General features: G+C 68.9%; 12 protein-coding genes. 7 read left to right on the top strand and 5 right to left on the bottom strand.

Features of this window, described 5'->3' with window-relative positions; genetic code table 11:
- Positions 1-62: 62 nt before the first annotated feature.
- The gene (locus F5X71_RS09760; protein WP_194250763.1) at positions 63-746 is read right to left on the bottom strand and encodes an MBL fold metallo-hydrolase; all 684 of its coding nucleotides are present in this window, start codon (positions 744-746) and stop codon (positions 63-65) included.
- A gap of 61 nt (positions 747-807) precedes the next feature.
- Here F5X71_RS09760 and F5X71_RS09755 point away from each other — a divergent pair, with 61 nt between their 5' ends.
- Both F5X71_RS09755 and F5X71_RS09750 read left to right on the top strand, forming a co-directional pair.
- Positions 808-2,769, top strand: a complete 1,962-nt coding sequence (locus F5X71_RS09755) for a TPM domain-containing protein (protein WP_167461648.1) — start codon at positions 808-810, stop codon at positions 2,767-2,769.
- Positions 2,770-2,815: 46 nt separating this feature from the next.
- Complete coding sequence (locus F5X71_RS09750) at positions 2,816-3,634, top strand: MerR family transcriptional regulator (protein WP_167461647.1); 819 nt, start codon at positions 2,816-2,818, stop codon at positions 3,632-3,634.
- A 74-nt stretch (positions 3,635-3,708) separates the two neighbouring features.
- On the opposite strand, the gene F5X71_RS09745 is transcribed toward F5X71_RS09750, so the two are convergent.
- Entirely contained in the window at positions 3,709-5,151 is a 1,443-nt protein-coding gene (locus F5X71_RS09745; RefSeq protein WP_167461646.1) for a molybdopterin-dependent oxidoreductase, read from the bottom strand.
- A 113-nt stretch (positions 5,152-5,264) separates the two neighbouring features.
- Positions 5,265-6,809 carry a phthiocerol/phthiodiolone dimycocerosyl transferase family protein gene (locus F5X71_RS09740; protein ID WP_238815813.1) on the bottom strand — a complete coding sequence of 515 codons (1,545 nt, stop codon included), beginning with the start codon at positions 6,807-6,809 and terminating at the stop codon, positions 5,265-5,267.
- Between the two features lie 181 nt (positions 6,810-6,990).
- Between F5X71_RS09740 and F5X71_RS09735 the strand changes: the two genes are divergently transcribed.
- A complete protein-coding gene (locus F5X71_RS09735; protein WP_167461645.1) occupies positions 6,991-7,599 on the top strand; it encodes a TenA family protein in 609 nt (202 codons plus the stop codon).
- A gap of 60 nt (positions 7,600-7,659) precedes the next feature.
- A complete protein-coding gene (locus F5X71_RS09730; RefSeq protein WP_167461644.1) occupies positions 7,660-8,109 on the top strand; it encodes a DUF1707 SHOCT-like domain-containing protein in 450 nt (149 codons plus the stop codon).
- Positions 8,110-8,166: 57 nt separating this feature from the next.
- On the opposite strand, the gene F5X71_RS09725 is transcribed toward F5X71_RS09730, so the two are convergent.
- On the bottom strand, positions 8,167-9,558 hold the full coding sequence (locus F5X71_RS09725; protein ID WP_167461643.1) for a glycine--tRNA ligase: 1,392 nt from the start codon (positions 9,556-9,558) through the stop codon (positions 8,167-8,169).
- Between the two features lie 195 nt (positions 9,559-9,753).
- On the opposite strand from F5X71_RS09725, the gene F5X71_RS09720 reads away from it, so the two are divergent.
- The 3 genes from F5X71_RS09720 (at position 9,754) to F5X71_RS09710 (ending at position 11,683) form a co-directional block, all read left to right on the top strand.
- Positions 9,754-10,104 carry an ArsR/SmtB family transcription factor gene (locus F5X71_RS09720; RefSeq protein WP_029892653.1) on the top strand — a complete coding sequence of 117 codons (351 nt, stop codon included), beginning with the start codon at positions 9,754-9,756 and terminating at the stop codon, positions 10,102-10,104.
- 3 nt (positions 10,105-10,107) lie between these two features.
- Positions 10,108-10,542: a Fur family transcriptional regulator gene (locus F5X71_RS09715; RefSeq protein ID WP_167461642.1), complete on the top strand. Its 435-nt coding sequence runs from the start codon at positions 10,108-10,110 to the stop codon at positions 10,540-10,542.
- 181 nt (positions 10,543-10,723) lie between these two features.
- A complete protein-coding gene (locus tag F5X71_RS09710) occupies positions 10,724-11,683 on the top strand; it encodes a hypothetical protein (RefSeq protein WP_167461641.1) in 960 nt (319 codons plus the stop codon).
- A gap of 67 nt (positions 11,684-11,750) precedes the next feature.
- Here F5X71_RS09710 and F5X71_RS09705 read toward each other — a convergent pair whose 3' ends face one another.
- The gene (locus F5X71_RS09705) at positions 11,751-12,713 is read right to left on the bottom strand and encodes an ABC transporter permease (protein WP_167461640.1); all 963 of its coding nucleotides are present in this window, start codon (positions 12,711-12,713) and stop codon (positions 11,751-11,753) included.
- Between the last annotated feature and the right edge of the window lie 70 nt (positions 12,714-12,783).

Genomic DNA, 12,783 nt, shown 5'->3' with positions numbered 1-12,783 from the left:
AGGTGGTGTGCCACGCGCGGGTGGTTCGGCGCGGCTCGACGGGGTGAGGCTACCGTCCCGGTCTACCAGCCGCGTTCGCGCCATTCACCGAGTTGGGGACGCTCGGCGCCGAGGGTGGTGTCGTCGCCGTGGCCGGGATAGACGACGGTGTCGTCGGGGTAGCGCGCGAAGATCTTGGTGGTCACGTCCTGGTAGAGCGAATCGAACTCGGCCGGGTTGGTGGTGCGGCCGACACCGCCGGGGAACAGCGAGTCGCCGGTGAACAGGTGCACCAGGCCGTCGCCGTCGGTGACCGCGAGTGCCACCGAGCCGGGTGTGTGGCCGCTCAGGTGGATGACCTCGAACGAGAGCTCGCCGATGGCGAAGCGCTCGCCATCGGCCAGCAGCCGATCGGGGCGCACCGGCAACGGGTCGGCATCGAGCTGGTGTGCCGCCGTCGGCGCACCCGTCGCCGCGGCCGTCTCCTTCAACGCGAACCAGTGGTCCGGGTGCTGGTGCGTGGTGACGATCAACGCGATCTGGCCCGGCGCGACCTGGTCGACGAGCGCCGCGATGCGGTCCGGCTCGTTGGCGGCGTCGATGAGCAGCGTGGCACCGGTGGCCGTGCATTGCACCAGATAGCAGTTGTTGTCCATACCGCCGACGGACATCTTGACTATTCGCGCGCCCGCGACATCACGCTGTTGCGGATTCGAATCCGCCGCAACATGCCCGGTGTACGGGCGATCGATGGTGATCACGCCCACGATGCTAGTGACAGGCGCCGACAGCGACCACCGGCCCGACCCACCGCGCTAGATTCTTGGCATGTCGCTACCTAGTCGCGCTGTGCGCTGGACCGCCGCGGTGGCGGCCTGTCTCGTCGTCACGCTGGCACCGGTGGCCGCCGCGCAACCGCCGACCCGACTCGACACCTACGTCGTCGATACGGCGAAAACGCTCGACAAGGGACAGCTCGATCGGGTCCGCTCGGCCGTGGACCAGCTGTACGCGGACCACCAGGTGCGGCTGTGGGTGGTCTACGTGCACGATTTCGACGGCCTCGGACCACAGCGGTGGGCGGAGCAGACCGCGGGGAAATCGGGTTTCGGCGAGCGCGACCTGTTGCTCGCGGTCGCGACCGGGGACCGCGCCTACGCGCTCGACGGCAACGCGCCGAGCGGAGTCAGCGACGCCGAACTGGACAGCCTGCTCACCCGGGAGGTCGAACCCGCACTGCGCGACGGCCGTTGGGCCGACGCCGGCGTGGCCACCGCGGACGGCTTGAGCTCGGCGATGCGCGGCGGCACCGACATTCGCGTGCTGCTGCTCCTCGGCGGGGTGCTCGTGCTCGTCATCGGTGGGCTGATCCTCTACTCCCGCAGGCGAAGTCACACCCGCGCCCGCGCCGAACTGGCGGCGGCCCGGCAGCTCGACCCGAACGACACCGCCGCGCTGGCGGCCCTGCCGGTCGAGGCCCTGGATGCCCGCTCCCGCGAGGCCCTCGTCGAGATCGACAACGCGATCCGCACCAGCGGCGAGGAACTGGAGCTGGCCACCGGCGAGTTCGGCGCGACCGCGACCCTGCCCTTCACCACCGCGCTCGAACACGCGAAAAGCGCGGCGGCCAAAGCCTTCTCGATCCGGCAACGACTGGACGACGATATTCCCGAGACCCCGGACGAGCGGCGCACGCTACTGGTCGATCTGATCGGCACGGTGGGGCGCGCCGACCGCGAGCTCGACGCCCAGGTCGCCGAATTCGACTCGATGCGCAACCTGCTGATCAATGCCGAAGACCGATTGGCCGGGCTCACCAGGGATCTCGTCGAACTGAAGAGTCGTGTGCCCACCGCGGCGGCGGAGCTGGCGCGGCTCACCACCGCGCATCCGGCGAGCGTGCTCGCCCCGATCAGCGACAACGTGACGATGGCGACGCAGCGAATCACGTTCGCGGAGCAGAACATCGATACCGGCCGCAGCGCGCTGTCGCAGCCGGTCGGCAAGCAGGGTGGCGCGGTCGCCGCGATCCGTTCGGCCGAAGCGGCCCTCGGACAGGCGGGCACGCTGCTCACGGCCGTCGAGAACGCCGCGACCGACATCCAGCAGGCGCGCGACGGCCTGCCCGCGGTGCTGGACGAGTTGCGTCGCGATATCGCCTCCGCCACCGAACTTTCCGAGTACGGCGGTGCGGAGCTGGCCGCGGCGACCACCGCGGCGCGATCGGCCCTGGCCAAGTCCGAGGCCGCCGCGACGACCGACCCGCTCGACGCCTTCCACGACGCGGTGGCCGCCGACACCGACCTCGACCGCGCCATCGCCGCGGCCACCGATCGCAAGCTCGCCGCCGAGGATCTGCGGCGCAGGCTCGACCGGGCGATCACCGACGCGGGCGCTCGGGTCCGCGCGGCGTCCGACTACATCGCCACCCGCCGCGGCGGGATCGACGCCGAGGCCCGCACCCGGTTGTCGGAGGCGCAACGCAATCTCGACGCGGCTCGACAGCTGAGCCCCACCGATCCACCGCAGGCCATGACGCATGCCCAAGCCGCCGCCGACCTAGGCGGACGCGCATTGCAGACCGCGCAGGCGAGCGTGCGCGCCTGGGAGGCGAGCCAACCACCGTCGGGCACCGCACAGGCGGGCGCGGTACTCGGCGGCATCCTGATCGACGGGCTGCTGCGCGGCGCGGCGAGCGGTGGGCGCCGGTCCGGCTCCGGCGGCTGGGGCGCGGGTTCTTACGGCGGCTCGTCCGGGTCGCGACGGATCAGCCGCGGCGGTCGCTTCTGAGCGGCTTGACCCTGACACCGTGTGAGGCCATAGACCGGGAGTCGTCATGTTCACCATCGGAGACTTCGCCAGACACGGACGGGTGTCGGTACGCATGCTGCGCCACTACGACGCCATCGGACTATTGCGCCCGGATCGGGTCGATCCGTCCAGCGGCTACCGCTACTACTCGGGTGGCCAGCTCGCTCGGTTGAACCGTGTTGTCGCGCTCAAGGATCTCGGCTTCACGCTCGATCAGGTCGGCCGGATCCTGGACGACAAGGTCACCGCCGCGGAACTGCGCGGCATGCTGATGCTGCGGCGCGGCGAACTGGAGCAGCGCATCGCGAGCGACAGTGCCCGGCTCGCCCAGGTCGAATCGAGGCTCCGCATCATCGAGAAGGAGGGCACGATGCCCGTCCATGATGTGATCGTCAAGTCCCTGCCCGCCGTGCGCGCGGCCGTAGTATCCGGTGTCGCAGTCGATTTCGAGCCCGGCTCGATCGGCCCGGTGATCGGGCCGCTGTTCGAGGACGTCTGCCGCCGATTGGAGCTGGCGGGCGTGCCGATCGTCGGGTGCGGCATCGCGTACTACGAGCAGCGCGAAGACGGTTCGGTTCTCGCGCATGCCGCCATGCCGGTCGATGTCGAACCGGACGACGCCTACGACTTCGCGATCGTCGACCTACCGGCGATCGACAAGGCGGCCACCGTGGTGCACCGCGGCAGCATGCAACAGGTGCTCGAACCGTGGCAGGCGCTCGGCCGCTGGATCGACGAAAACGGTTATCGCACCGTAGGCCCCAGCCGCGAGGTCACGCTCGTCTACACCGAGGACGAAAGCGGCTGGGTGACCGAACTCCAGGAGCCGATCGTCGCGAAGTAGCGCGACCAAGATCAAGGGGAACTGGTGGCGGACGGCTCTCGGGCGATGCCGCCACCAGTTCCCCCTGATCTTGGTTAGACCTGGACGGTGACCGTATGGAAGCCCGAGGGGCCCGTGGGGAACGGCGCGCGATGCTTGCCTTCCTGCACGTCCCCGGCGCGGCCGAGCGCGCGGGCCTGCACGGTGTGCTCGCCCGGCGGCAGCTCCACCGTGGTGCGCCAGCGGCGCCATGCGGCCGGGGCGAGTTCGGTGCCGAGTTCGGCTGGGAGCCAATCGCCTTGGCCGACTCGCACTTCTACGCCTGCCACGCCGTGCGGCGGGGCCCACGCGACACCGGCGAGGGTGGTGGTGCCCGCCGCCGTGCGGCCAGGGGCGGTGACGTCGATGCGGGCCTGCGGGGTGATCCACAGCGGCCCGGCTGGCCAGCCCCGGCGCCACCAGTAGTCGACCGGGGTGTCGTCGGCGAGTTCCAGCTCACCGAGCCACTTCACACCGGTGTATTGGCCGTACAGGCCGGGCACGAAGATGCGGGCGGGGAAACCGTGTGCGGGCGTGAGCGGTTCGCCGTTCATGCCGATCACCACGTAGCCCGGCCATTCGCCGGAACGCAGCGGCTCGAGCGGCAGCGAGATCGTGAAACCGTCGACGGCCCTGGTGATCAGGCGGGTGGCGCCGGTCTCGGGGATCGCGTGCTTCAGCAGGCCGGCCAGCGGAACTCCGTACCAGCGACCGTTGGCCGCCCTGCCCTCGCCGGGACGGTTGTGCACGCACACCATGACCGCGTCGAATTCGACCGCGTCGTCGGCCAATTCGGCCAGCGACAGGCGCAGTGGATGGGCCACCTTGCCGGTGACCGACAGCCGCCAGTGCCTCGGATCGATCCGGGGCGGGCGCAGATTGACGTCGGCGACGTACATCCGCCGGGCCGCGGTGACCAAGGGTGACAGGCCCGGCTCGCCCTCCAAGCCGTCCTCGGGCACGACGCCGAGCGCGCCCATCGGGCCGATCCGGCGAATATCGTTGTCCTGCTTACGGTCCAGGTCGTGTTGCAGGGTGTGCGCGGCGGCGAACAACCCGCCGCCTGCCGCCGCCCATGCCAGCGTGCGCAGCAGCCCGCGCGGTCGCCTGCGCAGGCCGGTGGCCAGCACGCCCGCCGCGGCGACAGCGCCGCCGAGGGTGGTGGTGGAACGGGTAGGCAGCCTGGTCGACAGCGCCGCGGCACCGGCCCCGAACGCCACCGCTGCGGGGGTGCGCCACCGCTCGGGCAGCGCGCCGAGTCCGACCGTCGCCGCCACCGCGCCCGCACCGACACCCAGCCGGGTCACCGCCTTGTCGTGCCTACCCGACAGTGCGACCGTGGTCTCCACCACCGGTGTCGGCGTCACATCGATCACCGCCCGTCCGAGGGTGTCGATCAGCGAGCCGCCCCTGGTCGCGGCGATCGCCTCGCCGACCCCGAGCGCCGCCACCCCGACTGCGGCCGCCCCCAGTCCCGCACCGTCTCCGTTCGTCAGCACCGCCGGCACCCGCTTCCAACCCGATCCTCCGCTGTCCCCCAGCATTCTGCCCGACCACCCACACCCCCACCCCATTTCTCCCCTGCACCGCGGGTGATCGGGGTGGGTCTGGGTCAAGGGTTGGTGTTGGTGGGTGGTTGATTGTCGGTGATGGTCTTGGTGGAGAGGGTTAGTAGTTCCCTGTGCACTGTTTCGAGTAGTTGGGGGGTGCCGCCCAGTTGGCCGATGGTCAGGTGGGTGTCGAAGGTGTAGGCCAGGAAGGTGACCGCGGCGGAGGCGCCGGTGGAGGGGCGGGGGTGGGCGGAGAGGTAGACGATCTCGTAGTCGGTCAGGGTCAAGTCGGCCGGTGTTCGGAATCGCGGTACCGCGCCGGTGTTCGTCACCGCGATATGACCTGCGATCGAGTGGGTCCGCTTGTCTCCGAAGAAATCCGGGAAATGCAGCACCGACTGCTGCACGGTTCCGTCCGCCAGATCGGCGCTCAACTGCCGCACGATGCGCCCGCCGAGATCGAGGACACTCACCGACCGATCGATGTCGGCGGCGAACGATGCCAGACCCGCCATGTTGGTACCGTCGCCTGGGGCGACCTCAGGCACCAGCCGAGACCGCATGTCGACCGGGTACAGGCAGCCGAGCCGCACCGAACCGCTTGCGGCACCGGCAGTTTCGGACGCGAACGCCCGCAGCAGCGCCGCGGTCACCAACCCGTTCATGCTCACTCCGCCCTGACGACCGAGCGCGACGATCCGTTCGGTCGCCGCCCGATCCAGCCGCACCCGCCGCGGCCTGGCCAGCACACTCACCGCCGGCGTGACGGACCGCGGCGGGACAGATTGCGGCGAGCCAGACTCCGACAAAGCCGACTGCAACGGAACGGGCCCCGACAAGGACGACTGCGGCAAGGCCGACTGCAACGGGGCAGGCTCCGACAGGCTCGGCTCCGACGAAACGGGCCGCGACACAGCGGACTGCAACGAGACGGACTGCGGCAAACCAAACCCCGACGGGGCAGGATCCGACAAGCGCGGCTGCGACGAAACGGACTGCGGCAAACCAGACTCCGACAGCGCAGGAACCGACAAGCCGGACTGCGGCGAGTCCGGGTGCGACAGGGGCGACTGCGACGGAGCAGGCCGCGACGAGACAGACCGCGCCAAGCCGGACTGTGACGAGACCGACTGCGCCGATGCTGACGGCGGCAAGTCAGGCTCCGACGGCAGCGGACGCATCACGGCTTCGAAGCCGGACGTCTGGCCCGCCACGATTCCCCGTTGTCCCACATGCCATTCCAGCGACCGCGGATACTCGTGGGGCGTCACGTCCACCGGTGTCCCTTCCACGAGACCGGTGTAGTGGTCCCAGAAGTGGGACAGCAGTGCTACGCAGTGGCCGGCGTCGGCGATGCTGTGGTGTGCGAAGAGGGTTAGGCGCCAACATTTTTCGCCGGACGCGACGACATCCAGGTAGGCGAGCTGAGTTCCCGGGTGTACCGGCGTCGCGGGCAGGCCGATCGGCTCGATATCACCTTCGGTCACTGTCGCGCCGACCCGTGAATCCCCCGGGCGCAGGAGGAATCCGGTCCCTTCGGCGTCTTCGCCGATCCGGCAGGTCACCACCGGGTACGTCGCCTGTAGCGCGGCGAACGCCTCCCGCACCGCCTCGATGTCCAGCGGTCCCGTCGCCGTGACCGAGCGGCCCGTGTACGTGCCGTGCCGTACGAACCGCTGTTCCGATGGTGCCAGCACCCGCACCACCGCGTCCTCATCCCGCAACACCTCGCAAGCGTGCGGCAACACCGGCGCGGGTGCAAACCGCCGGGTACGCGAGACTGGTCGCATGAGTCTTTCCGCGCATCTGGAAGAACTCGGCCGTCCGCTGGTCGAGCATCAGCTCAGCCATCCCACGGTGGCCGGGATCGCCAAGGGTGACCTGCCCGAGCCGATTTTCCGCTCCTGGCTCGAGCAGGACTATCTGTTCCTGCTCGACTACGTGCGGGTGTTCAGCCGACTGGCCTGGCAGGCGCCCGCGGCCCACCTCGCCGACCTGGTGGATCTGGCGCACGCCACCTACCACGACGAGTTGGCGCTGCACCGTTCGCTGGCCACCGAGTTCGGCGCTGACCTCGACGGCGCGACCAAAGGCGTTGCCTGCGCGGCGTATACGGCCTTCCTGCTCGACTCGGCGGCCGACTACGCCGAGGGGCTGGCCGCGCTGTACCCCTGTATGTGGGGCTATTCCACGCTGGGTGCGCGGCTGGCCGAGAACCCGCCCGCGGAACCGCGCTACCGCCGCTGGGTGCACACCTACGCCGACCCCGGCTTCGCCGATCTCACCCGCCGCTGCGCCCAGATGATCGACGAGGCGGGCGCCGACCCGGGCCGCGCCGAGGCGCTGTTCCTGGAGGGGATGCGCCACGAACTCGCGTTCTGGGATGTCCCCCGCTGACGAGCTGCTACCAGAAACAAGTGGTGCGCAGGTGGCACGCCACGTCATACGCTGACTGCCGTGGGAGTTGAGCACGTGCGGGCATCCGATGCGGACCGCGAGAAGATCGTCGAACAGCTGCGGCTGGCGATGAACGAGGGCAGGTTGAGCCTGCACGAATTCGACGAACGGTTGCAGCAGGTGTACGCCGCGAAGACCTATGGCGAGCTGACCCCGCTGCTGGCCGATCTGCCGGCGCAACGCGGTACCCGCGAAGCGGTGTCGAAGCGAATACCGCAGTGGGTGGTCATCATGTGGACGCCATGGGTCTTCGTGAACATGCTCTGCCTGTTGATCTGGGCGGCCACCGGTTTGGGGTATTTCTGGCCGTTCTGGGTGGCGGTCCCGTGGGGTTGCGCGCTGCTCATTCCGACGGCGATCGGAATCACCGTGCGCGGCAACGGCTCCGAATCGGAGCGGCCCTCGATGCCGCCTTCGCCGCCTGCCCCACCGCTACCACCGAGTCACTGAACGACGAACGACCCGCACCGAATCCTCGGCGCGGGTCGTTCTCGTGGTGCGAAAGGGTCAGGAACCCAGCAGGTGCTGGGCCAGGTAGCCCTCGACCTTGTCCAGCGCGATCCGCTCCTGGGTCATCGAATCCCGTTCCCGGATGGTCACGGCCTGGTCCTCGAGGGTGTCGAAGTCGACGGTGATGCAGAACGGGGTGCCGATCTCGTCCTGGCGACGGTAACGGCGGCCGATCGCGCCCGCGTCGTCGAACTCCACGTTCCAGTTCCGCCGCAGCTGCGCGGCAAGGTCTTTCGCCTTGGGCGTCAGATCCGCGTTGCGCGACAACGGCAATACCGCCGCCTTGACCGGGGCAAGCCTGCGGTCGAGGCGGAGCACGGTGCGAGTGTCCACGCCGCCCTTGGCGTTCGGCGCCTCGTCCTCGGCGTAGGCGTCGACCAGGAAGGCCATCAGCGAGCGGGTCAGACCGGCCGCGGGCTCGATCACGTACGGGATGTAGCGCTCGTTGGTGGTCTGGTCGAAGAAGCTGAGCTCGGTACCCGAGTGCTCGGAGTGCGTCTTCAGGTCGAAGTCGGTGCGGTTGGCGATGCCTTCCAGCTCACCCCACTCGTTGCCCTGGAAGCCGAAGCGGTACTCGATGTCGGTGGTGCCCGCCGAGTAGTGCGACAGCTTTTCCTTGGGGTGCTCGTAGAGCCGCAGGTTGTCCGGGTTGATGCCGAGGTCGGTGTACCAGGAGAAGCGGGTCTCGATCCAGTACTTGTGCCATTCGGCGTCTTCGCCGGGCTTGACGAAGAACTCCATCTCCATCTGCTCGAACTCGCGGGTGCGGAAGATGAAGTTGCCGGGGGTGATCTCGTTGCGGAAGCTCTTGCCGATCTGGGCGATACCGAACGGCGGCTTCTTGCGCGCGGTGGTCATCACGTTCGCGAAGTTGACGAAGATGCCCTGCGCGGTCTCCGGCCGCAGGTAGTACAGGCCGTCCTCGGACTCGATCGGGCCGAGGTAGGTCTTGAGCATCATGTTGAAGTCGCGCGGCTCGGTCCACTTGCCGACGGTGCCGCAGTTCGGGCACGCGAGCACGTCCATCGACACCGTGTCCGGGTCGTCGATCTTGTTCTTCAGCGCATAGGCCTCCTGCAGGTGGTCCTGCCGGAAGCGGTGGTGGCAGTTGAGGCACTCCACCAGTGGGTCGTTGAAGACGCCGACGTGGCCCGAGGCCACCCACACCTGGCGCGGCAAGATCACCGACGAGTCGAGGCCGACGATGTCCTCGCGGCTGGTGACCATCGAACGCCACCACTGACGTTTGATGTTCTCCTTGAGCTCGACACCCAGGGGACCGTAGTCCCATGCCGATTTGGTGCCTCCGTAGATCTCACCGCTCGGGTACACCAGACCCCGGCGCTTGGCGAGGTTGGCAACGGTGTCCACCTTCGACTTGGGTGCCACTCGAGAATTCTCCATCCACTACGAGTCGGATTCATTCGGGTCCGATCAGACCTCGCACACAGCCTATCGGCCCTGCCCAACCGAGTTTCCACCGCACGGGCATCGCAGCCACACCAGCACTGTTCGGCGCGTCCGTTTGACATGCGCAACCATGCATATCAAAATGGAATCGCTTTCCAATAAGGAGTTGGTGACATGACCACCGAGACGGCAGCCGCGCATCCGCACAACCCGTACCGCTCGCCCGCACCGGCGCCGGTACCGGCGCGCAACGTCCTCGAGGACGCGGGCGAATTGCTCCGCGCCCTCGCCGCACCGGTCCGCATCGCCATTGTGCTGCAGCTGCGGGAGTCGCCGCGCTGCGTGCACGAACTGGTCGACGCGCTCGGCGTCACTCAGCCGCTGGTGAGCCAGCACCTACGCATCCTCAAGTCCGCGGGCGTCGTGCACGGTGAGCGGTCCGGTCGCGAGGTGCTCTACGAACTCGTCGACGACCATCTCGCGCATATCGTCGTCGACGCCGTCGCGCACGCCGAGGAAGGGTGATTCGTGCCAGACAACACGGTCGTACCGCAGAAGCCGGTCGGCATCCGCAGTACCCGCCAGCGCAGCGCGATCGCCGCGCTGCTGGGTGATATCGAAGAGTTCCGTTCGGCCCAGGAACTGCACGACGAGTTGCGCAAGCGCGGCGAGGGCATCGGCCTGACCACGGTGTATCGCACCCTGCAGTCGCTGGCCGACGCGGGCATGGTCGACGTACTGCGCACCGACACCGGGGAATCCGTCTATCGGCAGTGCTCCACCGGACACCACCATCACCTGGTCTGCCGGCACTGCGGCCGCACCGTCGAGGTGAAGGGCCCGACCGTGGAGTCGTGGGCCGACGCGATCGCGAGCGAGCACGGCTTCACCGAGGTCAGCCACACCATGGAGGTGTTCGGCACCTGCCGCTCGTGCAAGTCGGCGAACAACGGCGCGCACTAGCGCCCCGTCGAGAATCGCGCCGAAGTTCCTGGACGCGGCACGGATTCCGCCCGCCGGTTCGCGCTGCGAATCGACCTCTGGTTAACACCGCGCTCGCCCCAGCAGATTTCAACGCGAACCCAGCGACGTCCGGCCGATCCGGCGTCCCGCCTTAGGGTTTCGCACATCTTCTGGAGGCATCGTGCGCTCGACCCTGATTCCATCCACCACGCGGGCGCGCCGCGCCGCCGCGGTGACAGCACTGCTCGGCGCGACCGTCCTGGCCACGGCGGCGTGCAACGACGAAGACGGCACGGCGACACCGGTTTCCGGCGCACCGGCCACCAGCGTGACCGCCACCGGCGCACCGGGCAGCGCGGCGCAGGCGACGGTGCGCACGGTCGGCAAGACCGGCTGGTTCGAGGGATTCGAGATCACCGTCGACAAGGCCACCGTGGCGCCGGACGCATACGGCGGCGCGAAGGTGCTGATCGACATCACGTACAAGAACACCACGCTCGACAACAAGACGATGAGCAACAACACCTCCCTGCTGGTCGGCAGCGAGGTCGACGGCGGCGCGAGCTGGGACAACCCGACGGTGCCCGGCAACGGCTCGGCCAAGGGCACGGTGACGACGCCGGTCAAGTCCGCCAAGGAGGCCGAGCGTCTGCTCGACACGATGACCGTGGTCTACGGCCAGGCCGCGGACAACCAGACCAAGATTCCGCTCGCCGCCGCGGGGCAGGTCGAGAGCGTGGCGCCGAAGACGCTGCCGGTCACCGGCACCCTGGTACAGGATCAGACCACCATCGAGGTGACCGGCGGCAAGCTCGCCCCCAGCTACGCCAGGAACGAGCACGGCAAATACGAACTCGCGCTGCGGATTAGAATCAGCGGCGGCCCGGGGATCGCGGCGGGCGGCACCAACATCTTCACCGAGTACTTCTCGGTGCGGACCCCCGACGGCCAGACCGTGGTGGCCGACGACCGTGGCCAGATCAACGAACTGCTCGACGCGGGCAAGACCATCGACAACCCGAAGAACTACGTCGTCTTCGTCGTCCCCGCCCCCGCGACCGGCGAGTACGTCCTCTCCTACAGCAACCAGAAGGCCGAAGCCGCCACCACCGCACCGACTTTGGCGTTCACCGTCCACTGATCCGGCCACCGACGACCAACGGGGCATGAGGGCGCAGTGATGCGCCCTCATGCCCCGTTCCGGCGGGTCAGGCGGGTACCGGAGCCGCGTGGGCAGGCTCGGCCACCCCGGGCCGGAAGGCGGCCACGGCGAGCAGTGCCAGTCCGGCGACGGCCCAGATCAACAGCACGACAAGGGGTCCGGCGGCACGCGCCCCGTCGAAGAACGCGACCGAGCGGAGCAGGGAGGCCGCGGCACCGGGCGGGAGGAGCTGGCCGATGGCGCCCCACGGCTGCGGCAGGAGTTCGGGCGCCGAGGTGGCGGCGGAGAACGGGTTACCGATGAGCAGCAGGGTCAGCGCGGAGATACCGATGCCCGCGCGACCGATGACCGAGGACAGACCGACGACCGCGCCTGCGACCGTGAACGAGACGAGTCCGGCCACCGCGGACAGCGTCAGGTAGGAGCCGGGGATCACCGACATCCAGCCGTGGATGATCTCCATGCTGAGCAGCCCGCCGACCACACCGAATGCGCACAGCCCCAGGGCTTTCGCGGAGACCGTCGGGATGAGCAGGCTGAGCAGCACGCCCGCGGCGATGCCCGCCATCACCAGCGGCAACACCATCGCACCGAAGGCGGCACCGCGCGGATCATCGGAGTCGGCGGCGACCACGTCCTCGACGGGCGCGCCCGCGCCCGCGGACATCTGCTGGCCGATCTGAGTGAGCTGCTGGGCCACAGCGGGACTCGCGGCCGAGGCGACCAGCACACGCGGCGGTCCTTCGCCGGTGATGATCGCGCCGTACACCTCGCGGTTCTCGATCGCCGCACGGGCCGCGGCCTCGTCACCGGGACGGGAGATCTCGAACGCGTCCGGACTGTGCGCCGTGAGCTTGCCGACCACCATCTCGGCCTGCGGGCCGGTGACCGCGATCGGCAGGTCGCGCGGCGCGATATTGGCTGCGGGCCAGGCGAAAGCGACCAGCATCAGCGCTTGGAGCAGAGCGGCGCCGACGCCGACGGCCAACGCTCGCTGCGTAGTGTTCATGACGTTCTCCCGTAAATCGAATGACCGTTCTTTTTCGATGGATCGAGCGTCGCACGCACCCCGAAACTTG

The sequence above is a fragment of the Nocardia brasiliensis genome (assembly GCF_011801125.1).
Classification (GTDB): Bacteria; Actinomycetota; Actinomycetes; order Mycobacteriales; family Mycobacteriaceae; genus Nocardia; species Nocardia brasiliensis_C.
This window is presented reverse-complemented; position numbering and strand designations above follow the sequence as displayed.

Bases quoted from the DNA above. Each gene is read 5' to 3' on its own strand.
- F5X71_RS09735 (WP_167461645.1), top strand. From the start codon at position 6,991: ATGAGTCTTTCCGCGCATCTGGAAGAACTCGGCCGTCCGCTGGTCGAG.
- F5X71_RS09755 (WP_167461648.1), top strand. From the start codon at position 808: ATGTCGCTACCTAGTCGCGCTGTGCGCTGGACCGCCGCGGTGGCGGCC.
- F5X71_RS09750 (WP_167461647.1), top strand. From the start codon at position 2,816: ATGTTCACCATCGGAGACTTCGCCAGACACGGACGGGTGTCGGTACGC.
- F5X71_RS09705 (WP_167461640.1), bottom strand. From the start codon at position 12,713: ATGAACACTACGCAGCGAGCGTTGGCCGTCGGCGTCGGCGCCGCTCTG.
- F5X71_RS09720 (WP_029892653.1), top strand. From the start codon at position 9,754: ATGACCACCGAGACGGCAGCCGCGCATCCGCACAACCCGTACCGCTCG.